This window comes from Bradyrhizobium sp. CB1717 (assembly GCF_029714325.1).
Classification (GTDB): Bacteria; Pseudomonadota; Alphaproteobacteria; order Rhizobiales; family Xanthobacteraceae; genus Bradyrhizobium.
On the sequence record NZ_CP121666.1, the window covers coordinates 6183406 to 6209118 of the forward strand.

19 protein-coding genes are annotated in these 25713 nt (G+C 60.8%); 8 read left to right on the forward strand and 11 right to left on the reverse strand.

Features of this window, described 5'->3' with window-relative positions; all coding sequences use genetic code 11:
* Window positions 1-9: 9 nt before the first annotated feature.
* From QA649_RS29180 to QA649_RS29195, 4 genes are read right to left on the reverse strand one after another with little or no spacing between them, the layout of a single operon-like run.
* Window positions 10-1158, reverse strand: a complete 1149-nt coding sequence (locus QA649_RS29180; protein WP_283020214.1) for a homoserine O-succinyltransferase — start codon at window positions 1156-1158, stop codon at window positions 10-12.
* A complete protein-coding gene (locus QA649_RS29185) occupies window positions 1155-2456 on the reverse strand; it encodes an aminotransferase class V-fold PLP-dependent enzyme (protein ID WP_283026126.1) in 1302 nt (433 codons plus the stop codon). Before QA649_RS29185 ends, QA649_RS29180 begins: the two co-directional genes overlap by 4 nt.
* A 32-nt stretch (window positions 2457-2488) precedes the next feature.
* Window positions 2489-3493 (reverse strand): amino acid--[acyl-carrier-protein] ligase, encoded by a 1005-nt coding sequence (locus tag QA649_RS29190; RefSeq protein WP_283020215.1) that lies wholly within the window; start codon window positions 3491-3493, stop codon window positions 2489-2491.
* Window positions 3494-3518: 25 nt separating this feature from the next.
* A complete protein-coding gene (locus QA649_RS29195; protein ID WP_283020216.1) occupies window positions 3519-4745 on the reverse strand; it encodes an acyl-CoA dehydrogenase family protein in 1227 nt (408 codons plus the stop codon).
* A 244-nt stretch (window positions 4746-4989) separates the two neighbouring features.
* Between QA649_RS29195 and QA649_RS29200 the strand changes: the two genes are divergently transcribed.
* From QA649_RS29200 to QA649_RS29220, 5 genes are read left to right on the forward strand one after another with little or no spacing between them, the layout of a single operon-like run.
* Window positions 4990-5259, forward strand: coding sequence for a phosphopantetheine-binding protein (locus tag QA649_RS29200; RefSeq protein ID WP_026311989.1), 270 nt, complete (start codon window positions 4990-4992; stop codon window positions 5257-5259).
* Window positions 5256-7166, forward strand: a complete 1911-nt coding sequence (locus QA649_RS29205) for a long-chain-acyl-CoA synthetase (protein ID WP_283020217.1) — start codon at window positions 5256-5258, stop codon at window positions 7164-7166. Before QA649_RS29200 ends, QA649_RS29205 begins: the two co-directional genes overlap by 4 nt.
* A gap of 34 nt (window positions 7167-7200) precedes the next feature.
* On the forward strand, window positions 7201-7446 hold the full coding sequence (locus tag QA649_RS29210; RefSeq protein WP_283020218.1) for an acyl carrier protein: 246 nt from the start codon (window positions 7201-7203) through the stop codon (window positions 7444-7446).
* On the forward strand, window positions 7433-8818 hold the full coding sequence (locus QA649_RS29215) for a class I adenylate-forming enzyme family protein (RefSeq protein ID WP_283020219.1): 1386 nt from the start codon (window positions 7433-7435) through the stop codon (window positions 8816-8818). The genes QA649_RS29210 and QA649_RS29215 overlap by 14 nt, the downstream gene beginning before the upstream one ends.
* Window positions 8811-9155 carry an SDR family NAD(P)-dependent oxidoreductase gene (locus QA649_RS29220; protein ID WP_283020220.1) on the forward strand — a complete coding sequence of 115 codons (345 nt, stop codon included), beginning with the start codon at window positions 8811-8813 and terminating at the stop codon, window positions 9153-9155. Before QA649_RS29215 ends, QA649_RS29220 begins: the two co-directional genes overlap by 8 nt.
* On the opposite strand, the gene QA649_RS29225 is transcribed toward QA649_RS29220, so the two are convergent.
* Complete coding sequence (locus tag QA649_RS29225; RefSeq protein WP_283020221.1) at window positions 9050-9301, reverse strand: hypothetical protein; 252 nt, start codon at window positions 9299-9301, stop codon at window positions 9050-9052. The two genes, QA649_RS29220 and QA649_RS29225, sit on opposite strands and share 106 nt — an antisense overlap.
* Window positions 9302-9805: 504 nt before the next feature.
* Window positions 9806-10453 carry a response regulator transcription factor gene (locus tag QA649_RS29230; RefSeq protein WP_283020222.1) on the reverse strand — a complete coding sequence of 216 codons (648 nt, stop codon included), beginning with the start codon at window positions 10451-10453 and terminating at the stop codon, window positions 9806-9808.
* Between the two features lie 773 nt (window positions 10454-11226).
* Here QA649_RS29230 and QA649_RS29235 point away from each other — a divergent pair.
* From QA649_RS29235 to asnB, 3 genes are all read left to right on the forward strand, one after another.
* On the forward strand, window positions 11227-11964 hold the full coding sequence (locus QA649_RS29235; protein ID WP_283020223.1) for a response regulator transcription factor: 738 nt from the start codon (window positions 11227-11229) through the stop codon (window positions 11962-11964).
* Window positions 11965-12869: 905 nt separating this feature from the next.
* A complete protein-coding gene (locus tag QA649_RS29240) occupies window positions 12870-13973 on the forward strand; it encodes a Wzz/FepE/Etk N-terminal domain-containing protein (RefSeq protein ID WP_283020224.1) in 1104 nt (367 codons plus the stop codon).
* A gap of 357 nt (window positions 13974-14330) precedes the next feature.
* Window positions 14331-16310, forward strand: a complete 1980-nt coding sequence (gene asnB, locus QA649_RS29245; RefSeq protein WP_283020225.1) for an asparagine synthase (glutamine-hydrolyzing) — start codon at window positions 14331-14333, stop codon at window positions 16308-16310.
* A gap of 352 nt (window positions 16311-16662) precedes the next feature.
* On the opposite strand, the gene QA649_RS29250 is transcribed toward asnB, so the two are convergent.
* The 5 genes from QA649_RS29250 to QA649_RS29270 form a co-directional block, all read right to left on the reverse strand.
* Window positions 16663-16806, reverse strand: a complete 144-nt coding sequence (locus QA649_RS29250; protein ID WP_283020226.1) for a hypothetical protein — start codon at window positions 16804-16806, stop codon at window positions 16663-16665.
* 40 nt (window positions 16807-16846) lie between these two features.
* Complete coding sequence (locus QA649_RS29255) at window positions 16847-18274, reverse strand: HlyD family type I secretion periplasmic adaptor subunit (protein ID WP_283026127.1); 1428 nt, start codon at window positions 18272-18274, stop codon at window positions 16847-16849.
* Window positions 18261-20909: a type I secretion system permease/ATPase gene (locus tag QA649_RS29260; protein WP_283020227.1), complete on the reverse strand. Its 2649-nt coding sequence runs from the start codon at window positions 20907-20909 to the stop codon at window positions 18261-18263. Before QA649_RS29260 ends, QA649_RS29255 begins: the two co-directional genes overlap by 14 nt.
* A gap of 109 nt (window positions 20910-21018) precedes the next feature.
* Entirely contained in the window at window positions 21019-23226 is a 2208-nt protein-coding gene (locus QA649_RS29265) for a hypothetical protein (protein WP_283020228.1), read from the reverse strand.
* Between the two features lie 927 nt (window positions 23227-24153).
* A complete protein-coding gene (locus QA649_RS29270; protein WP_283020229.1) occupies window positions 24154-25545 on the reverse strand; it encodes a glycosyltransferase family 4 protein in 1392 nt (463 codons plus the stop codon).
* Window positions 25546-25713: the final 168 nt, after the last annotated feature.

The window sequence follows — 25713 nt, forward strand, 5'->3', positions numbered from 1 at the left end:
TCTGAGCTCTCACTCCTTGTATCCGAGCCGCCTTGTGGTCGCCGGGTTTGGCGAGCGCGCCAGACGAGCGGATGGAGCGGCAACCAACTTGCGTCCGCGGCGATGCGGCGGAATTGGGGCCGCAGCGAGAGCTGCTTCTCGCACCGAGTGTAAACGTCGGGCTCGCTGCAACACAATGTAGCGTAACCAGTTGCGGTATATCCGCTGGGCCGGAAGGCGCCAGGCGTTGCTAAGGTCCTTCGCCAGCTGATCGGCCGGAAAATCGGCAAATAGTTCCGGGTTTCTGTCGGAAAGGGCCTGCTGCCGGAAGGCGATCAGCATCTTTTCCGCGCCCTCATTCAGATAGCCCCTCGGTATCGTCGGACAGACTTCGTTATCCCCCCGGAGGAAACGCCCCATGTCTCTTCGATATTCACCCAGCAGGCTCTGGGTCTCATATTCCGGGTGGCCCTGGAAATGGACAAAAAGACTGTTCCTCTGCTGCTTGACGAAGCAGTCGGCTCCAGCGTCCGCCGACCAGCTGAGAACCGAGTATCCGCAGTCCGTGAGATCCTCCTCCTGCACCTCGTTCCACCGGGCGTGCGGTATTCGGAAGGTTCTCGGTACATCCTGCATCAAGGGATGACGTCTCGTCTTTGTTTGAGCGAAGACACCGAAGCATTTGGCAGGCAGCTTGTGGCGCGCAACGCCGTCCAGGTGCAGAACGGCTCCATGAACAGCCAGGCAGGAAAACACCGACGACACGGTATTCTCCCTCGCCCAATCGGCGATCTCGGCGAAGGTGGTCCAATATGGTTCGTCTGTCAGGCTGGCGGCCCTGGGTTCGGCGCCTGTCACGATCACTCCATCCAGGCTCCTGTTCAGCAGATCGCCGATGCCACGGTAGTATCGACGCACGTAGTCGCGCCCCCATTCGGAACGGGGAGTCGACTCCATCGTATAGAAGTGCAGCCTGACGCAAACTCGTCCCGCGGCCGCATCGAGCAGGTCGAACAGCTGGCGCTCGGTCGACATCAGGGCGGCATCCGACATGTTATTGATGAGCCCGATGTCGAGACAATCTCCCCGGCTTCCCGAGGGCTCCTTCGCATAGGCGCCGCTCGGTGCCCTGGAGAAGAGGTGGTGCTCGTGCGAATCTATATCGATTAGGACAGTCATCCGAATGCCTTCACGGTTGCCGAAACATTCGCGGCGCAGAGCGCCTGATCGAGATCCGCAAGGATGTCGTCGATGTGCTCAATTCCGACGCTCAGCCTGATCATCTCGGGTCGCACGCCGGCCTTCTCCTGCTCTTCGACGGACATTTGCCGGTGCGTTGTCGATGCGGGGTGGCAGGCCAGCGTTTTCGCATCGCCTATGTTGACGAGCCGCTTACACAGCTTCAGCCTGTCGTAGAATCGCTTGCCCGCCTCGAAGCCTCCGGCGACACCAAAAGTCAGCAGCGAACACGCTCGACCATCCAGATATTTCTGCGTCAGCGCGAAATAAGGGCTGTCAGGAAAGCCCGCATAATTTACCCACCCGACACGGCCGTCGTTGCGCAAGAATCGCGCGACCTTTGCGCCATTCTCGACGTGGCGCTCGATCCGGAGCGCGACGGTCTCGATGCCCTGGAGCAGCAGGAATGCGTTCATCGGCCCCAGCACCGCACCCGTGGTTCTCTGGGAAACGGCGCGGCAACGCGCGATGTAGGCAGCGGCGCCGTAGCGCTCGGTGAAGACCAGGCCGTGGTACGATTTCTCCGGTTCGTTCATCATCGGGAAGCGTCGACGATGCTCCGTCCAGGGGAACCTGCCGCTGTCGATGATAATTCCACCGAGCGTCGTGCCATGCCCGCCCATGAATTTCGTAAGAGACTCCACAACGACGTCAGCGCCGTACTCGATCGGCCTGAGAAGGATCGGTGTCGGCACGGTGTTGTCGACGATCAGTGGAACGCCGTGCCGGTGCGCGACCTCAGCCATCCCCTGGATGTCGCAGACGTTTCCGGCCGGATTTCCGACGCTCTCACAGAACACTGCCCGTGTGTCGTCGTTGATCAGCCCTTCGACGCTTTCCGGCCGGTCGTCTTCCGAAAAGCGGACAGCAATGCCCTGCCTCGGCAGGATATGCGCGAACAGCGTATGTGTGGTGCCGTAGAGCTGCGGAACCGAAACGATATTGGAGCCCATCTCGGCGATGTTGACGACCGCATAGTTCACCGCGGCCTGCCCACAGGCGACGCTGAGTGCCTCGATGCCTCCTTCAAGAGCTGCGACGCGCTTCTCCAGCACGGCGTTGGTTGGATTGCCGATCCGGGTATAACGGAAGCCGTCGACTTCGAGGTTGAAGAGTGCCGCTCCATGGTCGGCGCTGTCGAATGCATAGGAGGCCGTCTGGTAGATCGGTACGGCAACGGCCTTCGTTGCCGGATCGTCTTCGAAGCCGCCATGGACGGCGACGGTCTCTCTTCTCATGGTAGCTGGCCCTTCGGCTCTCCTGCCCCGGGCTAGCTCCCGACTTCCCTGGCGCATCGGACCTCCTCGCTTGCTGAAGGTGCTCGGCCGTCGGTCTGCGCTAAGCCCAGCAGCTCGCGCACGGCGGTCGGCCACAGGTCGACGTCTTTGCCGTGGGTATGGAACATGGCGACGGCCAGACGATCCATTCCGAACGCCACGCAGGCAGTGTGGGCCGGCTCGGAGGCTGCATCGACGATGCCCCAGGTCGTGCCGAAATGATCCCGGTGGTAGTTGAAGCTCATGCAGGCAGTCGGTTGCTTCTCGGAGCGTAGCGGCACCAGCAGTTCGAACTTCAGCGATTGCTGCTTTTGGCTTACCGCCATCATCTGGCCGACCCGGCCGAAGAACGGGTCGTTGGCATGGTCGATCCTGAAGGTTAGCCCGAGGTCCCGGGCAATCTTCTGCGCACGTATGATCCAGCGCTCCCGGAACGCCGAGACGTGATCCGCACTGCCGATGCAGACGAACTCTCGCATTCGGAAGGACTGGAACCGGTCGAGATGGCGCGAAGGTTCGCGGCGGAAACAGTCGGCGGCCACATCGAAGGTCCAGCCGCCGGCCGGCACAGGCCCCCGGCTCGCCGCGATCGGATAGACCGGATAGCAGGCCGCCGGCGTCAGAACGAGATCGGCAGGCGATAGCGACGTGGTCCAGTCGCCGCCGGCATCGAAGCGGCTGACCGCCGCGTCAATCTCACTTTCCATGCCGTGCAACCCACAGACACAACCGAGGAGATTGGGAAAGCTCTTCAGGTAACCCGACCTCTCGAGCTGGGCGCGATTCATGACCGGCGGAAAACGCATCACCTCGGCGTTCGGGTCGCGATTCCGTGAGATCACCGCGGCAATCCGCTCCAAGACGTCTTCGTAGAGCGCGGAGCGGCCATAGACGCCGGGAGAGCCCATCTCGTGGAATAGCACGTCGGCAAGATGGTCCAACGGATCGACTTTGGGGGAAGTGGGGGCCGCCGGTGCTTCGACAATGGCCAACTTCATCAGGCCTTTTCCTTTCTGAAGAAAATCAATCGCGCAGAGAGGCTGGAATCGTGCTCATGAGCGTCGCCGGCCCGATGCTGGCGAGGATGCGATCGTTGTTGATCATGATCGGAGCGGAAAGCACGTCCCGCAGGTGGCGGCCGATACTTACGTCGGTGTCGTTGCGGTAACCGGACAGGCCGCAGGTGCGCATCGCGTGCATGACGGTCGCAACCGCAAGCTCGGACGTCTCCACCTTGAGAAGATTGATCGAGGACTGGAAGTCCACAGACGACAGCGCGCGCACGTCTCGTCCGCGGGCTTCGTAGAGCTGCAGACTTGCCGCAATGACTGCGCGCAATTTCGTCAGGGTCATCCTGGCGGAAGTGAAGTGCGCCGCGGCAGGAGGCGTATTGCCGCCCGACCCGCGAGCGGCCTTGCGGACGAACAGCTGCGCCCGGTCCACAGCCGCCGCCGCGATCCCTGCCCAGACCGAAGACCAGCAAAGATGGGCGACGGGCGTCATCGTGTGCGCATGGATCTTTTCGTATGCCACGGGGAATATCTGGTCCGCAGTCCCCCTGAAGTTCAGCTTGAAACCCGCACTGCAGGTCCCGCGCATACCGAGGGTCTCCCAGCCCAGCGTGCGCTCCAGCGTGTAATCATCACGCGTGATGGCCAGTAGAACTTGATCGGATCCGGCAGACGATTCAGAGCGACGGGCGACGGTGATGATGCCGTCCGCCTCGGCGCCGTATGAAATCACCGTCGCGTCGCGCACCAGCGAAATCTCGGTGCCTGCACGCTCCACTGCGGCGGAGCTGAAACGTATGTTTCCGCCGTTCTGGCCTTCCGTGGTCGACGATGCCAGCAGCAGCTGCTCGGCAGCCACGCGTCGCATGAGACTTTCGTGCCACCCACTGCCCGCCCCGTGGCGAACCAGGCACGCGACCTTGGTCTGATGCATCGCGAAGATCATCCCGACCGAAGCGCAGGCGCGGCCGAGCGCGTAGCACATGTCGGCGACCTCGGCGATCGAGGCCCCCTCCCCGCCGAACTCGATCGGAATCTGAGCTCCCAGAAGTCTTTCCTTCCGCGCCGCGTCGATCGCCTTTCGCGGGAAGCACGCCTCCCGATCGACCGCTTCTGCCTCCGCAGCAGCGATCTCCGCGACATTTGCCGTTCGCTGTTGGAGCGAGGAGTCGGCGGCAGAGACGGCAATTCGACCAATTTCAGTGGCGCTGTTGCGGAACTGAACTTCCTGCACAGTCATGGGCCAGAGCCTCCCGCTACATGGTTGTCATGATTGGACGTTGCGAGCCGGGTCGAGACGGATTCCGATGAAAAACCGACAACTAAACCACTTCCCTCGCCGCGTCCTTGGCGCAGAAGTGGGTATCAGGAAGCTTCCGCTCCCGGGCGAGGTACCTCCGAAGCAGAGCTATTGGCCGAAGGGACAGTTGGGTATCGTCGCGTTCCATGTGATCACACTTGGCCACGGCAGGAGACCGGCTGAAATGCACGACTTTGCCGTCAACGTTCAGAATCGCGTCCTATCGGTCGTCAGGAGCGTCCTCCAGCAGAACGCAATCATCGCTGAGGTCCACCCGGAGTCACGACTCGTGGACATTGGGCTGAGCTCGATGGGCATGGTCGAGTTGATGCTCAAGGTCGAAGCCGAGTTCGATCTCATCCTTCCCCAACTCGAGATCACTCCCGAAAACTTCCAATCGGTGAAGGCGATGGAGCGGATGATCCTCAACCAGCTCGGATCCGGGTCGGGATGAAGCCAGTTGAACAAAGATTGTGCTTCGAGAGCCAAGCAAGCCGCATCGAGCAGGTGCGCGAGGATACCGATCCAGCCCGGCCGCACGATCAATCCATAAACAAAGCCGCGATCCAGCGCGCGACCAGACGCGACACTTCGCGCCGCTCCGCCGCCAAGACTTGGCTGCAGGCCATCACACTGACTGCACGGCTCGAAGCCCAGCCGCATCGTCTGTTCGCCGACATCGTCGAGGATTGGGCACAACGGCAGCCCGGGCGCCCCGCCTTGCTCTCGGATGGCCAGTCCTTCACCTACGGCGAACTCAGCAATCGCATCAACCGGTATGCGCGTTGGGCACGGCACCTTGGCCTTCATGCCGGCCGCACCGTCTGCCTCCTGGCACCGAACCGGCCGGACTACCTCGCCTGCTGGCTCGGTATCAGCAGCGCCGGCGGAACGGTGGCGCTGATCAACACCAGGCTGGTCGGCCCGTCCCTCGCCCACTGCATCGATGTCGCGCATGCCGACCACCTCATCCTGGCTGCCGATTGCGTGGACGCCTTCGAGGGCGCCCGTCCCCACCTGCACCGCGTGCCGCAATGCTGGGGCCTTGGCACCGGCGATCGACGTGACGACCTGGATGCGGCGCTCGCCGCCTTCGAGCCACGACCGCTGTCCTCCGCCGAACGTGGCGACGTCACGATCGATGAACGCGCGCTCCTCATTTACACCTCGGGCACCACCGGCCTGCCGAAGGCGGCGAACGTCAGTCATCGCCGCGTTCTCGCCTGGGGCGGGTGGTTTGCCGGACTGACGGACGCGTCCACCGACGATCGCCTCTACGATTGCCTGCCGCTCCATCACTCCGTGGGTGGCGTCGCGGCTCCCTGCAGCATGCTCTGCGCGGGCGGCTCTGTCGCGATTGCGGAGAAATTTTCCGCCGGCCGCTTCTGGCACGACATCGAGCGTTTCGACTGTACCGCCTTCCAGTACATTGGCGAGCTCTGCCGGTATTTGCTGAAGGCGCCAGTGTCCGAACAAGAGACGCGGCACCGGCTGCGGCTGGCTGTCGGGAACGGGTTGCGCCGCGACATCTGGGAGATGTTCGCCAACCGGTTCGCGATTCCGCAGATCCTCGAATTCTATGCCGCAACCGAAGGCAATTTTTCGCTGTTCAACGTGGATGGAAAGCCAGGTGCGATCGGCCGGATACCGCCAGTTCTCGCGCATCGCTTTCCAACCTCGATCGTCAAGGTCGACGCTGACAGCGGCAGCCCAGTCCGTAACGAGGCCGGGCTCTGCATCGCGTGCACCCCCGGCGAGACCGGCGAGGCTGTCGGACGTATTGGCAAGGCCAATTCCGACGGTCGCCCCTTCGAAGGCTACACGGATGCCGTCGAGACCAAGAAAAAGATTTTGCGCGACGTCTTCGCAATGGGGGATGCCTGGTTCCGCAGTGGAGATCTGATGATGCGCGACGCGCAGGGTTACCTCCACTTCATCGACCGCGTCGGCGACACCTTTCGCTGGAAGGGCGAGAACGTCGCGACCAGCGAGGTGAGCGACGCAATCGCGGACTGCCCCGGCGTTCTCGACGCCTCGACCTATGGAGTTGCGGTGTCCGGGACCGACGGCCGCGCCGGCATGGCGGCCCTGGTGGTCGACCAAGACTTCGATTTCGGAATGTTCAGCGAACACCTTTCGTATCGCCTGCCGCCTTATGCAATCCCGGCTTTCGTCAGGTTATGCCCGTCGCTGGATACGACCGACACTTTCAGAAAGAAGAAGCAGCGATTGATCAGCGAGGGGTTCGATCCTTCGGTCGTGGGTGATCCCCTGTTCGTACGTGATCCGGCGACCGGTCGCTATCGTTCGATCGACCGGGCCGTCTACGCGCGCATCATCGAGGGCGCAATCAGGCTCTAACATCGGCCGGGAGCCGAAATGGGAGGTGTTTATCATGTCGGTCAGAACGAAGATCTTCTCCGCGATGAAGCAGATCGCCGAAGAACAGAAAGTCACGCTTCCACCGCTTCAGGACGACCTGTCCCTGAACGAAACCGGATTCGATTCGCTGGCTTTCGCCATCCTGGTGGCAAGGCTGGAGGACGAACTCGGCGTCGATCCCTTCACTGTCGCCGAGGATGCAGCCTTCCCGTCTACCCTTGGTGAGTTCATCAGGGCCTACGAGAATGTTCCCGCCTGACAGCATCGCGCTGCGCCACTACCTTGGCCGGGGGCCGAAAGACCGCACGATTTCCGATGCCCGGCACAGTGTATCGCTGACCGACATTATCGAGCACAGCTGCCTGACTGGCGGATGTTGCGAGTTGTCCGGTCGCTCGGTGCTGATTGCGACATCGCGACAGCTGTTCTCCGCGCTCGCAATGATCGAGCTCGACGGCGTCGCACGCCGCATGCTTCTATGCCCGCCCGATCTCGATTGGGAGCGCCTGCAGGCTCTGGTTGAGCAGGCCGGGATCGACACCATCGTCACCGATCAACCGCTATCCGGATATTGTGCTGGACGATGCAGTGTTATCGGCATCGACCTGCCTGAACGGAGGGCCGCAGGACGGATGGTCGACCATGCGACTGAATGGTTGATGCTGACCTCGGGGACGTCGGGGCTGCCGAAGATCGTCCGACATACACTCGACGGGCTCGCCGGCGCGATCATTGCCGAGGGGCCTGCGCGTCACAGCGATGCAATCTGGGCAACGTTCTACGATATCCGCCGCTACGGCGGCCTGCAGATCCTCCTGCGAGCCGTGATCGGCGGTGGATCGATGGTGCTATCCGAGCACGGGGAAACCATCGCGGCCCATATGGCGCGGCTGCGCGCCGGCGGCGTCAGCCACATCTCCGGCACACCGTCGCACTGGCGCAAGCTCCTGATGAGCGGCGCGGCCGCCAACTTTTCGCCGCGCTATATCCGCTTGTCAGGCGAAATCGCCGACCAGGCCGTGCTCGACGGCTTGGCCCAGGCATTTCCGCGCGCGTCGATCGGTCATGCCTATGCCTCAACCGAAGCCGGAGTCGGGTTTAGCGTCGACGACGGGCGCGAGGGGTTTCCCGCTCACCTGATCGGGCGAAATCGGGACGGCGTGGAGATGAAGGTCGTCGAAGGCTCGTTGCGGATCCGCTCCAACCGTACTGCGCGCGCCTATGTCGGCGCCGATGCGCCGCCGCTCGCCGACGCGGAAGGCTTCGTCGATACGGGCGATATCGTCGAATTGCGCGGCGAACGATACCATTTCGTCGGCCGGCGAGGCGGCATTATCAATATCGGCGGGTTGAAGGTGCATCCGGAAGAGGTGGAGGCTGTGATCAATCGTCACGCCTGTGTTCAAATGTCGCGGGCGCGATCGCGCAGGAGTCCGATCACGGGCGCCATCGTGGTTGCCGATGTCATCCTCACGGGCGGCACCGATGAGAAGCGCCACGAGACCATCCGCGCAGAGATACTCAGCCGATGCAAGGACGGCCTGGTCGCATGGAAGGTTCCCGCGGTGATCCGTTTCGTCGAGCGGCTCGAGGTCACGGCTGCGGGGAAACTGGCGCGCACCGATGCGTAACACCGGCGGCAGCCGCGGTATCGGCTTGGCCATTGCGCGCAGGCTCGCCGCATCCAGAGACTACAACGTGATCGCGCTGGCGCGCCGCGAGGGCGAGCAGCTTGCTACTGCCGTGCGAGAAGCGGAAGGACGCTTGCATTTTCGCTCCTGCGACCTCGCGCTGATCGATGCGATCCGGGCCTTGGCAAGATCAGTGCGCGCGCAGGACGTATGCAGGTTGCACAATTCAGCTCAGCCCCCCGTCAGATGTCCAAGCATCGTGTTGCAGGCCTTCTCGGCCTCCGCGAGCGTTACAAACGCCGAACCGCCGATTTTGATCGCGCCGTTCCCCCCATAGAGCGGCCGCCACGACGCCACATAACCCGCGCGTCCATGAAAACCAGCGCCAGCTGGGCTCTCATACGTGATGACAAACGAAAAGCCGTCAGCGGTCGCGCTCCAGATTTCCATGTCCTCGACGGCACGGTGAAACTCGAGCGACATCTAGCTGCGCCCCATACTGGCCTTCATCTGAACCACAGAGTTGTCGTCCTGCCGGCAAGGCCCGAAGGGAGAACGGCCCTGACCACTGGGGGGGCAGGAAGGAAGGCCAGGGCCGCCGCTCCGCAGTTGCCGAGTTCCAATCGGCATATCTCTGCGATGCTATCTCGAGCCGTTCGCATAGCCCGTGACGACGCTTTACCTGACAGCGGACCACTACGATCGACCCAGAGCCGCAGATGATGAATGAATAGCCCTCTCTCTCCTTGTATTGGCTGCCATTCCGGATGAACTGACAGTCCTGACGGATTACCCCATTCAGCTTGCGATGGCCACCGAAGTCGGAGGGCTATCGTGCTCGCGACTGAGACTTGACCATGCGCCAAGAAAGCGGGCTCGTGGCGCGCTCGCGAGATTCTTTCGGGGCGGACCGGCGCATCCGGTTGAGGGCGCCTGCTCATTGTACTCGGAGGCGTGACCGGGATTTAGCGGACCGCGACGATCCTCTTAGCGCTCTCCGTCTGTCGGCGGATCATGTTGCGCGAGAGCTATTGCCGCGAGCACCGTTCGATTGCTGATTTCAAGTTTTTGGAAAATGTTGTGAAGGTGAACTTTAATGGTGCCGACGGAAATGGTCAGCCGTCGCCCGATTTCCTTATTCGACAATCCTTCGGATACCAGACGCATGATCTGACGCTCGCGGTCCGTCAGAGCTGTCATCATCCTGTCCGAATTCGCGCCCTGCTCCTGCGATGCGATCGAATCGGATGACATAATCGGCAGCAGATTTCGGCCATTGGCGATGTGTCGCAAGGACTGCACCAGCGCCTCTGGCTCCACATCCTTCAGGACGATGCTGCAGGCAAGAGGGGCTACATCCAAAAGCAATCCGCAATCTTCACTCGAGGCGAAAAACACCAAATGCGTCGAACGATTTTCTGGACTGACGGAAAGGACTATCAGCGCGGCGAGCTCGGGCATCGCGGGATCAACAATCGCGATGTCGGGCGCCAAGCTGCGAATCGCCTGGATGCAGCTTGCAGCGTCGCTACAAGTCGCAATGACGTTGAAGTCCGACTCGGTACCGAGCACGTTGCTCAATCCCTGCAGGACGACCGGATGCCGGTCTGCAATGACTATATTAGTACGTCGCATTGGGCGCTCCTCAGCGCGCGCCCCCTGAACACTTTAACGCCTGAAACGTTCTGCTATTTCCCCGAGCGCAGAACGGATCTTTCAAATTTCTTTTCTAATACAACTGACGTCCATGTCGCAGCGCAACATCGGATTGGCCGACGCGCTGCGCTGCTCCCTCCCCGACGCTCACGCAGCGACTTGCGATTCCGATGTCCGCAACGCCCTGAGACTACACTACGGACGACCAAAGCGCCGCGAAATTCGGTCGCAGAGCGGCGTTCGCGCGGAGGCAGCATTGGTTACCAAAGTCCGCCTTTTCCACTTTGAATAAACATGATCGTGCAGCTCACGCAGAGACTGCGCCAAAAGCAGCGTTGCGGGTCGGACTGCAGCGGCTGCACGCATATGACGAAGGATATATAGGGCTATCGCAAATTCCCATTTAACATAATTTAAAGCTTTAGCAACATGGAGGGATAGAGATTACCGACGTAGGCGTTCGGAGTAACGAAATTTCATTAGTCCAAAATTGCGCAAGCGGGGCGAAGACGGCCACTCAAAAGGCGTGGTCGTCCATCGCGAGACTACATTGAGTTGGTTTCTGTTGTGTCAGTGCGTTGGTTGGAGGACAAAAGATGAGGAGGCGTCAACTTTACGGAATGGCACTTCTCGGCAAGAACGTTTTGATCCGTGAAGGTATTGCCAGAATATTGCATACGGCAAATTTTCGCATTGCCCTATCTGCTTCGAGCCCTGAGGAGCTGCCAAGCTCCCTTCAAGCTGAGAAACTGATGTTTCTCATCATCCACTCCGGCGATGATTTTGGCATCGAGATAGCGCAGATTGGATATTTGAAAGATCGCTATCCCGACGCGCCCATTGCAATCGTGTCCGACAATTATCGGCCGGTTGAACTGGCTTCTGCATTTCGTGCAGGCGCCAACGGCTACTTCGTCAACATCATTTCGTGCGACGCTTTCATCAAGTCCGTTGAGCTCGTCACGATGGGCGAGACCGTCTACCCACCGGCATTTCTGTCGTTCGCTCTAGACGGCAATCACGAACGCGAAACGACAACACTCAACGAAAACGAGCACGCGATCCTCGTCACGTCGGACGACGCGATCTCGCCGCAGCTTTCGCCGCGCGAAAAGGCAATTCTATCCTGCCTTATCGAGGGCGATTCCAACAAATGCATTGCCCGAAAGATCGACATCGCCGAAGCTACCGTGAAGGTCCATGTCAAGGCGATCTTGCGCAAGATCCGGGTCCAGAACCGGACGCAAGCGGCGATCTGGGGAATGAACCACGGATCGCTGGTACGCGCGGTAAACGGTCGGGCGCTCACATCCGTCGATCTGGACAGAGGGATCGCGAAACCTCTCCAGGTGATTTCCGAGATGGAGCCGATCACCGAGCCGGCTCCATTGGCCCCCCAGTCTAGTCACGTAGCGGTACCCCCTATCGACGACCTACTCCGCAAGGGCGTGGACCGGGGGACGCGCGCCGCGGCAAGGCTCTACAAGTAGACGCAGGGACAGACGACTGAGTCGCACGCACGATCCCATCGTGGAGCAAAGCTGCGATAATTTCGTCGACTTTTTCGACGTCCTGGCCGCGGGCAGAATGTTCGCTGCTGCTCTTGTGTGATAGCACGCAAGATTGCGCGGACAGTCTCCTCTGGTTGACGGCGCGCGGCGCGCAGGCTGCGGGAGCCCAGTTTGTTTGTTGCTCCCGCAGCAATTCCTGCGTGTACCTCGCCAGCCGAGAAGACAACTGACGCGGTCTTGATCTCGACCATCGTCGCCGAGCCGGGACCGGGTTTCGACAGCTTGTCCTCCATCTGCATGTGCGTGCGGTCGAGTGAAATACGCGCTGCATATTCCAGCTCCTGACCTTCAGCTCACCGCTGCTTTGCGCCGCGCCCGATGCCCGGTCATTCGGCCCGCCTTGTTCCGCAAGATTTTGCTTCAGCCCCGCGGAGCGCTCGCGCTCCCGTTCAGGGATTTTTGCAGCGAATTCAGACCGCGCCGCTTTCGCTCGTATGATTCCGCTGGGACGCTTTCTGGCTTGCTTTCACCGCCAGCGCGGCCGATTTTCAGCTCGAACCTTCGGCAGTGCCGTCGCGCCATCGTAGTTACCTAATTATCGCCAATTCCCATCCACTGAGCGGCAAGGTACTGATACCCGGAGATGAGCGACTGGGTAGTAGAGGCCATGGGTCATGCATTCTTCACCAAATTGCCGGCCTCTACACAGTTTCCGGCACATTTAGTCGACGGCGGCAGGGCTGCCCCACCAAGCGTCGGTAGGGGCCGGCTAGTTGCCTCGTGCGACTTCATCTGCGGCGTCTTCCGCCAACCGACGATCGCCTTATCGGCATATTTAGCCTGGTCATCGTCGCGAAGCCTCAACTATCAGCGCTGGTGCGAAAATGGTGCAGACCAACAGAACGGATAATTGGGTAAATCGGGACAATATGCCGCCTGACTTTCGTCCGGCACCCACCATGTCCCTGGTAGAAGTGCTAGCCTTCATACGACGACATCTCTCGATCATATCGCTGGCAACCTTGGCAACGCTTGTCATTGCCATAATTTACCTCATTAGCGCGGCACCCACGTATACGGCGAAGGCGGAACTCGTGGTGGACTCGAGAGCGGTCGACCCTACCTCGGTGTCAACGATCGTGGAAAGCCAGATTAAGATCATAACGTCTGAGAGCATCGCTAACGCTGTGATCGAAAAGCTCGGTCTTGCTCAAGATCCGGAATTTGAGGCCAGCCAAGCCAACCCCCTGCACACCTTGACCAGCTCGATATCCCGTCTGCTCGGCTGGAGTAAGCCGGAAACGAAAGCTAATGCGGCGCGGTATATTGTGGAATCGTTCCAACGCAAGCTTTCAGCCAAGCGTCTCGGCCCTACGTATCTTGTCGAGATTACCTTCGACTCCAGAGATCCTGATCGAGCGGCGCAGATCCTAAACGCCGTCGCGGAAAAATATATTACCCGTCAAATGGACTATGCCGGCTTACGAGATGATTCGTGGATCAAGGATCGATTGAACGAATTGAGCACTCAAGCATTAGCTGCCCAAAAAGCATTGGAGGATTTCAGCAGAAACGGGAAAGGTACAGCGGATTCCGCTGCTACTATCGATAGACTGGCAGCCGCTGCTGAATCATCCAAAAGCGCCCATGATAACTTTCGCCACGTGCTACGTAAGATGGAAGCCACGCGACAACAATCCTTGCCGGTGTTTGAGGCGAGTCTCATCACTGGGGCGTCGCCTCCTTTGAGGGCCAGTTCGCCAAAAGCCAGAGTCGTGCTTGGAGCAGCGATTTTTGCGGGAGCGCTTCTTGGCATCGCTATCGGAATACTGCGCGAACTGTCTGAAATTCTCGCCATCGGGCGGGAACCTCGTCTAAGCGCACAAGACGACTGGATCGAGCGACCTATTCCGGACGTGCTCCGATCAGATCATCAATCTGAAATATCGGCAAAGACAAGGCCAGCGCGCCTTACGGGTTCGGGGTGAGCGCGATCTCGCGGCTCCCCCATGGAGGCGCTCGACCCCGGTGACAGATTCAACCTATTCGATCGCGTGGATCGCCTGCATTCCTAGGGGCTCTCAGCTTGGGCGATCACGCGCCTCACACCAGCTGCGGAGCCGCCCGGCGGTGAACACCTCCCTCGCTCGCGATCCTAAGCTGCCATGCCGATCGACTTCCCTGCTTAACGCTCACCTCGTTCCGCGACGTGCTGGGCTTCTGATGATCGAGAATGGGTAGTCCCAAAGGGTCGAGCCGCGGACCGGTTCAAAATACTATGCTCGTGAGGTGTGGGTTTGGATGCCATGCGTTGACGTCCTCTTATCGGGTGAGCCTTTTCAAGCATGTGCGGAATTTCTGGGATTTGGGAGCGTAATGGCTGCAGCCTTCAAGACCTGAAAAGGCGGGCGTCTGCAATGACGCAGACCCTGAGCCACCGCGGGCCCGACGACAGCGGAGTTTGGTTAAGCGAACAAGTCAGCATTGCCTTCGGGCAACGTCGCCTTGCAATTATCGACTTGTCCCCAATGGGCCATCAACCGATGGTCTCGGCCAACGCGCAATATACAATTACCTTCAACGGTGAAATATATAATTTCCGAGAACTGAGGGCCGAATTGGAGCGCCGCGGAGTTCAGTTTCGCGGACATTCGGATACAGAAGTTATTGTCGAAGGCTTCGCCCAATGGGGGGTCAAATCGACTATCGCCCGCCTGAACGGGATGTTCGCAATTGCCGCGTGGGACGCCCGAGAGCGCCAACTGTTCCTAGCTCGTGATCGAATGGGCGAGAAACCGCTCTATTGGGCGATTTTCGATGGACTAGTTTTGTTCGGATCAGAATTGAAGGCGCTGCGCGCTCATCCCGGTTGGAAGCCAACTCTCAATCGTGGAGCGATCGCCGCCTTTCTTCGGCATAGTTATGTGCCGGGTCCATTCACGATCTATGAAGATGTCTACAAACTGCCGCCCGCCGGGTTCGTCAAGATTGCGCACGGCGGCGGCCCCGAAGTGGGCGTGTACTGGGACCTGGCCGGTGTTGTCTCGCAGGGGCAACGCAATACGCTTCGAGCCAACGAAGAGGAACTGGTCGATGAGCTTGAGGCTCTGCTCGATGATGCAGTATCGCGCCGCATGATAGCGGATGTTCCGCTTGGCGCCTTTCTGTCGGGCGGCTATGACTCATCTACTGTCGTCGCACTGATGCAGAAAGCTTCTCTGAGACCAGTCAGGACGTTTACCATCGGCTTCGAGAACCCGGTATTCGACGAAGCGAAGCACGCTGAGGCTGTCGCGCGACATCTTGGGACCGACCATACAACGTTTCCCGTTAGCGGCGCTGATGCCCTCGATGTAGTGCCGAAGTTGGCCGAGATGTATGACGAGCCATTCGCCGATCCCTCCCAGATCCCGACCCATATTGTTTCCGCCTTGACGCGAAAACGCGTTACGGTGGCCCTGTCAGGAGATGGTGGAGACGAATTATTTTCCGGATACGACCGGTATCAACGGACGGAGAACGTTTGGCGACCAAGTGCGAAGGTGCCGCTTGCCCTCCGCCGCCTCGTGTCTTCAAGCATTCGCGCTGTGCCTCCTAGCACTTTCGACAGCATAGCGCGCTATGTACCATACGTTCGGCGCCTGCCACGTGTTGGCCAAAAGGCTCATCGGTTGGCGCAAATCCTCTCAATGTCATCGATCGATTCCGTGTACTATCAAGTCATCTCACAGACCCAAGACGACGATCTTGTAAAAGGATCGCAAGAGGTGCGGACGGCCTGCTGGGACCAAAACCTCGAGGCCCTCTTGCCAGATCCGGTGGACTGTATGCGCTATCTGGATATGTGCGCGTATTTGCCCGATGACATCCTGACCAAAGTTGATCGGGCCTCTATGGCCGTGGCTCTTGAGGTGCGTGTGCCGCTCCTCGACCATCGACTGGTTGAATGGGTCTGGAAGCTGCCGTCAATTCAGAACGCGCGTGCCCGGCGCCCCAAACATCTGCTCCGGCGTGTTCTTGCTCGTCATGTGCCCGATCGTTTGGTCGAGCGCCCGAAAATGGGATTCGGGGTTCCGCTCGGAGATTGGTTGCGCGGTCCATTGCGGAATTGGGCCGAAGACCTGATGAGCGAAGCTTGCCTGAGCGCCGATGATATCTTTTACGTCGATGCCATTCGCTCGCTCTGGGCCGAATTTTTGAGCGGGGATGATCGGCGGTATTTCCTGATTTGGAATGTCTTAATGTTTCAGGCGTGGCATCGTCGATGGGGCGAGGCAGCGGTGGCCGACACCGGAGCAAGACGCTTGGAATCCCTTTTAAATTGAAGATATGGCGACACCTTCATCGTTTTTGCCGGAGTCCAGCAACGCGTGCGACTGTCCCACTAGGCTCGGGGTGGCAGGTGCGAATTCTCTCGATAGGTTTTACGTTCCCGATCTATTGAAGGATGATAACTATCCGATTGGCGGCTGGATCATCCAACTTTCAATATGACTTCGCGCATGCGACTGACGACGCCCGGCTAAGATTTGCCGAGGATGACATACCGGCGCCCGGCCCGGCACATCTACGCGGCCGATCTCATTCGGCCGGTTGGTTGCCGCCTCCGAAGTTCGAGGTCGACGACGTCGCGATATCTTCATCGCTGCGCACGGCAAGTTCGGTCGCAGAGCTCGATCAGGCTTTCTCCGGCCGAACCAGTTGGCCTTCGTGGACATTGATGGCCCGAACGACGCTGGTCTCCAGCGGCTGGATCAGATTGGTCCTGCCGCTGGGGATGATCTTGCCGGTGGCCGTGGCCACGATGTCGACCGTTGCCATAGGTAGCCCATACAATTGCGACGCAGAAGATCCGCTTCGTCTACCGCTCCCGCAGCGATTCCTGCTTGTACCTCGCCAGCGGCGAGAGAAGGTAGCTGATGATCGTGCGCGCACCGGTCTTGATCTCGACCGTCACTGCCATGCCCGGGCCGAGCTTGACGAGCTTATCCTCCACCTGCATTTGCGTGCGGTCGAGTGAGATTCGCGCCGCATACTCCAGCTCCTGGCCTTTCGGTTCACTGCTGCCTTGCGCCGTGCCCAACGCGCGGTCGTTCGATCCGCCCTGTGGCCTGTCGCGCGTGATGGCATCCGTCGACACGCTGAGTACGTCCCCATGCAGGAGCCCATAGCGCGTGAAATTGAACGTATCGACCTTGATCTCCGCCTTCTGCCCGGGGTGGACGAAGCCGATGTCCCGGTTGGATAGCATCGCCTCGATCTCGAGCTGGCTCTCACTTGGAACCACGATGGCGAGCGCCTGCGCCGGCGTTACCACGCCTCCCACCGTATGCACCGCGAGCTGTTGCACGACGCCGTCGACCGGCGCTGTCAACTGCTGGAGTTTCGTGCGACGCTCCGCCTTGACCACCTCCTGCGCGGCGCTCGCCGCCTTCTGCTCGGCTTTGGCAAGTGCGTCATAGGTCGCGCGCCGATACTCCGCGGCGGTCCTGTCCTTCGTTTCCTTCAGCAAGGCGATGGCTGCGTCGGCTTCGTTCAGCCGACTCTGCTGGAGGACGAGATCCTGCTGAAGGCCGACCAGCTCCTGATACTCGGACAGATAGACAACCTTCGAAGCCAGGGCCTTGTCGACGAGCCCCTTGCGAATATCGACCCGCTCCTGGAGCACCGGGATCGTCGCCTGCAGCTTCGCTACGCTCGCTGACGTGGTTGCCCGCTCCGCTTCCTTTTGACCCTGCTGGCGCGCGATCTCGGCGAGCTTGGCGTTCTGCTCGGCACGCTGGCTGATCAGAAACTGACGGTGCATCTCGATCTCCGCGGCACTTGCACTCTGCGGTGGCCGGAAAGTTGCAAGCGGATCCTCGGTGAGCGCTGCACGCAGCCGCGCGACCTCGAGCTCCGCCCCAAGGAGATCGCTTCTCTGCCGCTCCTGATCGGCTTCCGTCATCGTCGGGTCGAGCTCGATCAGGACCTCGCCGGCCTTGACGGTCTGTCCGTCGCGGACGCGGATGGCGCGGACAACGCCCGTCTCAAATGGCTGGATCAGCTTGGTGCGTCCGCCCGGCACGATCTTGCCCGTTGCGGTGGCGACGATATCGACGCTGCCGAACGATGCCCATGCCAGCGCAATGCAGAACACCGCGATGATGCTCGCCCCGATCGCGCGGCCGATCGGCGACGGCGGCGATTCCGTGATTTCGAGCGCCGCGGGCAGAAATGCAATCTCGTGCTCACGCCGTCGAACCTCGGCTCTCGGAAACGTAACGATATTTCGGCTAGCGGACGTCATGGATACCGGCCTGCAGATAGTGGAGGTTTGCATAGCGCCCATTCGAGCGGATAAGCTCGTCATGGCTGCCGTCCTCGACGATGCGACCATGCTCGAGAGTGATGATCCGGTTCGCATTGCGCACGGTCGAGAGACGATGAGCAATGACGAGTACAGTCCGGCCGGCGGCAATTCGTTTCATGTTCTGCTGGATGGCGCGCTCGCTTTCGTAATCGAGCGCGCTGGTAGCCTCGTCGAGGATGAGGATACGGGGGTTGGTAATGAGTGCGCGAGCGATCGCGACACGCTGGCGCTGCCCGCCGGATAGACTGCTCCCGCGTTCGCCCACGATGGTGTCATAGCCCTCGGGCAGTTCCAGGATGAAGTCGTGAGCGCCGGCGAGTGACGCCGCCTCGATGACGCGCTCCATGGGCATGGCGGGATCCGCGAGCGCGATGTTCTCGCGGATCGAGCGATTGAAGAGCACGTTCTCCTGCAAAACCACGCCGATCTGGCGCCGAAGCCAGGTCAGGTCGACCGTCGCCAGGTCAACGCCGTCGACCAGCACACGCCCGCTTTCCGGCACGTAGAGACGCTGGATCAGCTTGCCGATAGTGCTCTTGCCCGAGCCCGAAGAACCCACGATACCAACGACCTGGCCGGGCTCGACGCCGAACGACACGTCGTGGAGCACTTCGGGACCGTCTGCGCGGTAGCGGAAGGTTGCGTGATCGAATGTGATCTTGCCGCGGATCGGCGGCAGCGCGGCGCGAGCCGAACTGAAGCTTGGCTCGGGAATGGTGTTGAGAATGTCGCCGAGACGATCGACCGACAGACGGGCCTGATGGAAATCCTGCCATATCTGCGCGAGCCGAAGCACCGGCATGCTCACCCGCCCCGCCAGCATGTTGAACGCGATCAGCTCGCCGACGCTCAGATCGCCGCCGATGACGAGCCTGGCGCCGAAGTAAAGCGTTGCGGCGGTGACCAGCTTGTTGATCATCTGGACCACCTGGCTCGCCGTATTGTTCAGGCTGAGCACGCGGAAGCTCGCACCCACATAGCCGGCGAGTTGCTCCTCCCAGCGGCGTTGCATCTGCGGTTCGACCGCCATCGCTTTGAGGGTCTCGACGCCCGTGACGCTCTCGACGAGGAAGGCCTGATTCTCCGAGCCACGATTAAACTTCTCGTCGAGGCGTCGGCGGAACAGCGGCGCGACGCCGGCGGAAATACCGATGTAGAGCGGGAACGATGCCAGAACGATCAACGTCAGCGCCGTCGAATAGTAGAACATTACCGCAAGGAAGACGGCCGTGAACAACAGATCGACGACAAGCGTGAGCGCCGAGCTCGTCAAGAACTGACGGATGTTCTCCAGCTCGCGAACGCGAGCAACGGAGTCGCCGACGCGGCGCGTCTGAAAATATGCGATCGGCAGCGCCATCAGGTGACGAAACAGCCGCGCGCCGAGCTCAACGTCGATACGGTTCGTCGTGTGCGCGAACAGATGGACGCGCAATGTGCCGAGAACCGTCTCGAACAAGGTCAAAGCCACGAGGCCCGCGACCAGCACATCGAGAGTGCTGAGGCTTCGATGCACCAGAACCTTGTCGATGACGACCTGGAAGAACAGGGGCGCTACGAGCGCAAAGACCTGAAGGAAGAACGAGGCGATCAGCACTTCGCCGAGAAGGCCGCGATACTTGTGGACCGCACCGAGGAACCAGCCGATATCGAATCGCCTGGAGAGATCCGTCAGGGCAGCCCGACGGGTCATCAAGATGATGTCGCCGTCCCAGATGGCCTCGAGTTCGGCCTGCGTCACCGATTCAGGTCGGGAGGACAACGGGCGCTGAACGAGGAGCTTGTCCTCGACGATCTTGCCCAGGATCAGGAAGCTACCATCACGTAGCGCGGCGATTGCCGGCAACGGCGTGACGGCGAGCCTGTTCCAGTTCGACCGTTGCGCACGGGCCTTGAGGCCGAATTCCCTGGTGCAACGCAGGATTTCGGTCACACCCACGCGCGAGGTGCCCATGCGATGGCGAATTTGCTCCGGGTCGGCGGCAACGCCATGGCAACGCAGCAATATCGCCATTGCGATGAGTCCCGACTCATCGCCGTCCACAGGCCCACGACCGGGATCCTGGACGGGCGTATCGCGACGAACGAAGGGATATGCCCGCATTAGGGCGTCTCCGGCACGGACAGCCACATCGCGCCCACGCGCGATCAGACCGGCAAATGCCTGATGCGCCCGGTCGGCGAGGCTTTGAGATCCGCTCAGGATCAGTCGGCCGTCCCAGATCTCTTCAAACTCCGCACGCGGCATCAACTTCGGCTGTGTCGCGGTCGGATGCAGCACAAGCGCGGCGTCTTCCTCGACCTTCCCGAGCAGCAGGAAGCCGCCATCACGCAGCCCTGCGATTCCGGGGAGGCCGATGCCTGCGAGCTGTTTCCAATGTGTCGTGCGCGAAGCGACCTTCAGTCCGAAATCGCGGGCGCAGCGAAGCATCGCACGGATGCCGATTTCGCTGTCTCCGCAACTGTCGCGGAGCTGGTCGGGCTCGGCGTTTACGCCATGAAGGCGCAGGAACAGAGACAGGGCTCGCAGCCCGAGGTCTCCGGCATGGGCATTTCCATTCTGGATCGCCATTTAATACTCAACCCTTCGCGGCTACCGGCCGCGTATGATGTTCCTTCTCATGCATTCCAAAACATTGCGGGTGCCGCACCCAGGCGCGGAGCCTGGGTGCGGCTCGGCCTTAGTGTTGCGGCCTGGCCAGCAACGCGTCGTGCCCCCAACCGGTCGCCTGCGACACAGCCGCCACGATCTGACCGGGATCCACCTGGCCGGTGTGAGCGGCCAGATACTGGTTCAGCAGCGCAAAGCTCTGGCTTGCGAGCGAGGCCATCGAGCTCCCGGTGTCGGACGGATGATCTGCCGCCATGACCGGATGGGCAGCGGTCGTTGCCAGGCTACTGCCGGCCGGGTCAAAATGCTGCTGGAGCAGCTCAAAGGCCCTGCTTGCCAGGAAGCCCGGATTTGCAGCCGCCGCCTGCCGATGATCCGTGGGCTCGATCGTCTGCGAGGCCGCCGAGGTCACGGCAGTCGTGGCGGCATCAGGCTGATGATCCGTCACAGTGTGATTGCCGTGCAACGACGTCGTCGTGGTCGCGTCCCTCGCAGGTCGGGGGTCCGTCACGGTGATGGTCTGCGGCGCAGCCGTCGCAACCGCACCGGTTGACGGATCCGTCGCGGTTGCCGTCAGCGTAAGTTCCGCAACCGGATGACCACCGCCCCTGTAGGTCGAGGTCAGAGTCAGCCCGCTGTTGACCTGCGCGGCCGTCAACGTGATGTCTCTTCCGTGGAACGTTTGACCGTCGAGCTTGTCAGTGATCGATTCGTATTTCGGCAACCCCGTGATGTGCAGGGTCACGCGGTCGTTGGAATCGGTCGTCGTCACCTTCGTCCCGAGATCGACGGTACCGCCTCGACCCGCCACCCAGAGCGAGTCATCCGCAATGGTGAGGTCAGGCGAAATCACGGAGGGAGTCGATGGCGGCGTGGGCGTGGTTGGCGCCGTGGGCGTGGTTGGCGCCGTGGGCGTGGTTGGCGTGGTTGGCGTGGTGTCGATCTGCAGGCCGGAGAAAGTCTTCACCGCAGCCGACAGGTTTGCCGCAATACCGCTTGCGTCCTTGATGCTCGTACCGCTCGGAAGGTTCACCCCCGTGATGGCGAGCGCCGAGGTGCTGGTGTCGGTCGAGGCGACGGTCGTTTTGAAGGTGAGCGTACTCGAGCCCGAGCCGCCGACATAGGTGGCCTTGCCACCATCATTGAGCGACAGCGTGGGCGTGCCCGTCACGGTCACCGCCTCGTTGAAGGCGAGCGACAGCGTGATCGCGTCCCCGACGTGCTCGGTACCTGTTCCTGGGGAGGCCGTGGCCTGCGTCACCGCCGGCTGGACCGTCGGGGTGGTGGGCGAGGTTGTCGGCGTGCCCCCGCTCACCGCCTTGAGCAATGGAAGGAACTTGTTCACGTCCGCATCGAGGGCTCTGTCCGTCGTCGCATCATAGGCGTTCTGCTGGATGCGAAGAGCGGTCTGGCCGCCTCCCCGCTCGGTGATGTAGGCGCCATATTGCTGGAGGGCACGGAATACCTCCTGGCCCAGCGGCGAAAGGCCGGACGGCATCGGCGTTCCGGGCTCAATGGCCAGAAGCTGGCCTTCCTTCAAGGGAGCACCGGCAGTGTAGCCGTCGCTGCCAATGGCGGGGGCTACGTAGCCTGGCGCCAAGAGTGAGTTGTCGACGGCGAGCTGCAGGGCATGATCGATCGTGCCCGTATCCGTCTGCGCCTTGATCAGGAGCCCGCCGAGCTCGCTCGAGCCGTCGGCAGAGACGCCTGCACCCAGATGGGATGACCAATTATTTTCCGCAGTGGGTGTCTGGAGGGCGCCCCAACCGGTGCCCGTGACCACATTCGCCTCGCCATACGCCTGGGCGGTCGCGGTCGTGTTGCTCGTCCAGCTCCATCGCCAGAAATTGTAGGCGATGTCGCCGTCGATGACGATGATCGGGTTGTCGGGATTCGGGTCTGACCCATATCCCGCGCCGCCCCCGCCGGTCGCCCCTACCGGGATATGGACGCTGATGGTCCCGGCGGGCCATCCATAGGTCTCGGGAACAGACACCTGCACGACGGGGTCCGACGACGAGGCGACGTAGACTGGAAAGAGGTCCGTCGCGGCGTAGTTCCATCCGGTCGATGTGGGCCAGTTGATCGACGTATATGTCGCTCCGGTGTTGACCTGCTGGTTCCAAAGCGACCCCGACGAAAACGGAGTGGATGACAAGTTGAACGACATGCGTACCTTTCGTTCTGTTGCTGAGTCTTTGACGTTGACAAGGGAATTCCACTGCCGCGCTTCAAGAAGGCGCGCGACATACCACGTGCTCGCAACCTCAGGCCGCAAGCAGATTCCAACGCATCACAGTCACGGACCGCGCGCGGATTCCAACGCATCGCAGTCTCGGACCGCGAGCGGACTCCAAAGCAGTGGGATTTTTGAAGGTGCCCCCCGACTGCTGGATCGGTTGCCTAATGAGCAAAAATGGCGAAAAAACTTTCAAAGTGTGATTTATACTCAAGTAGGTAGCGCCCAGCGCTTGCCTCATACGCGCCTATATTGCGCCACGTATTGATTGGTTGGTTCAAGACACGCACGCGATTTTTCGTGTCAGCTTGTGTCGCAGTTCGGAAAAGTACAGCTGGGTCCAGTGCCACGGCGGGAACGTCGCGTAGGAAAGCACATCAGTCTTGGGCACTGGCGCCTGCCGCTTGGGCGAATGGTGGCGATGGAAGCGGAGACGCGCGCCGTCAGCCTTTGCCCGCAAGCGCCAGCGCGTTGCGCATGAAGTGCACGTGGCAACGCTGCGCCGATAAACATGCGATGTGGCGTTGCTTCTCGATCTGTTTGGAGCAAGTGGCCTTGCGAGTCCTCTGAGCGGCATGGCGGAGTCATCTTGCCGCCAAACAGATTGCGCTCCAGGTGAGGCTGACCTCAAGTACGATCTGGACGTTGAACGCGTTGCCGGTGCCTGCGCCCAGCATCCGGAAGAGAGGCGAACCGGGTGGGCTACCAAGGCGCGCGGCACACGGCTGCGGACCCGTCCATCAGCATCGGGGCCACTTGTTCGTGCTCCTCAACTGATAAGATCAGGCGCGACGTCTATCGCAGCGTAGCCGCCCTCAGGGCCGATGATTTACGATCGCATTCAAACCTGCGGACAAGAATTGAAAGGGATAGACCAAAAGAGGTACCGCCCCAGACACATAGACGTAGGCGACCTCGCGATCGACCAGTTCACCCGATCCAGCGCTGAGCTAATTGCTTCCGCTCTTAGGGAGCATTCGAATTGGCTGGTGTCCCTGCATGTGCGCGCGCGCGCCTCGGCACCAACTGCGCATAGGCGGCCAAGAGGGAACGCTTTTCGACCTCCCATTGAAACTCGCCGTAAGCACGTTTCCTGCCGGAGTTCCGCATCCGCTCGCGCCCGACCTCATCTTCAAGCAGCGCGAGGATTCCTTCGCCGAGCGCCCGCGGCGTCGGCTCCGCCACCACCAGGCCAGCGTCGCCTGCATCAGCCCTCGCCTGTGCCAAGTCGAACAGGACGAACGGCAGCCCGAGGGCCATGTACTCAAAGACCTTGATCATCGACATAACCACGTTGCAGGCATTGGGCGGATCCGGAACGACGCCGATGTCGCAAGCCGCCAGCATGGCGGGAAGCGCATCGCCCGAAATGTAACCGGCAAATTCGACATTGTCGGCAATCCCGAGTTCGCCTGTGAGCGTCCTGACCCGACCTGCTTCCGGCCCATCGCCGATGATCAGGCAGGCGATATCCGTTCGATGCATGCGCTTGACGATGTGTTCCATCGCCTTGACCAGGAGGTCTACTCCGTCCTGGTCGGCCATCATCCCCACATAGCCGACGAGATATCGAAAGGTCCGCCTGACCGACAGGTCGGGCTTGACCTGGCTGAAGCGCCTAACATCGGGGACGCTTCTAACGATCCAGACCCTGTCTGGCGGCATTCCCCCTCGCTCCACGGCCTGCTGCTCTAGGGTTGGGTTTGTCGCGAGGACCCCGTCGGCCAAGCGAAACGTCCAGCGTTCAAACAGGAGCAGGAGACGATAAAAGAAATCCCGGCGGCCGAACTTGACCTCATAAAGTTCGGGCGAGGGATCATGCTGATCAAACAGAAATTTCTTGCCAAAGAAGAACTTGTAAAAAATCGCGATCAAGAATGTCAGATCCGGCGGATTGCACGCTTGAAGAATATCGAATCCATGCCTGTGCGCCACCTTCAACGACAGAACGAATTGCCAAAAAAGGGCGACAGTATATTCGAGAAGATAGGTCACGGCGCCCGAGCCTTCCACACCCCGTGGATGGCGGTAGATATGCACACCGTCTATCTGCTCGTATGCCTTGTCGTATCCCCTCCCCTTCGGACAAATGACTGAAACGGTGTAACCAGCCTGTCGCAGCGCTGTGGCCTCCGACCAGACCCGGCGATCGACCGGCACCGGCAGGTTCTCGACGATGATAAGGACCGCGCCGGGCGGGTCACCTCCCGCAGATGTGTTCGCTGAGAGCCCCATTGCGCCGACCTCTGTCAGTGGAAAGCGAGCTTTTTGTATAGGACTTCCCAAAGAGGAGCACAATTCGAGGTCGCGGTTCAAACCGGAGTAAGCCAAAGGGGCAAGGTCAATTCGATCCAGCATGATGCTATTGTAATGAGGCTAAGTGAGTTCATCTCGCTTCTCGGCGCATCGACCGTGTGGCCGTTCCCGGGGCCAGCGCAGCAGTCCCGCCAGATGAGACGGATCGGTGTAACTGATGGAGCGCCTCAAGCCGAGCGATCAAGTCACGGCAACGCCGTGGTCCTGCCA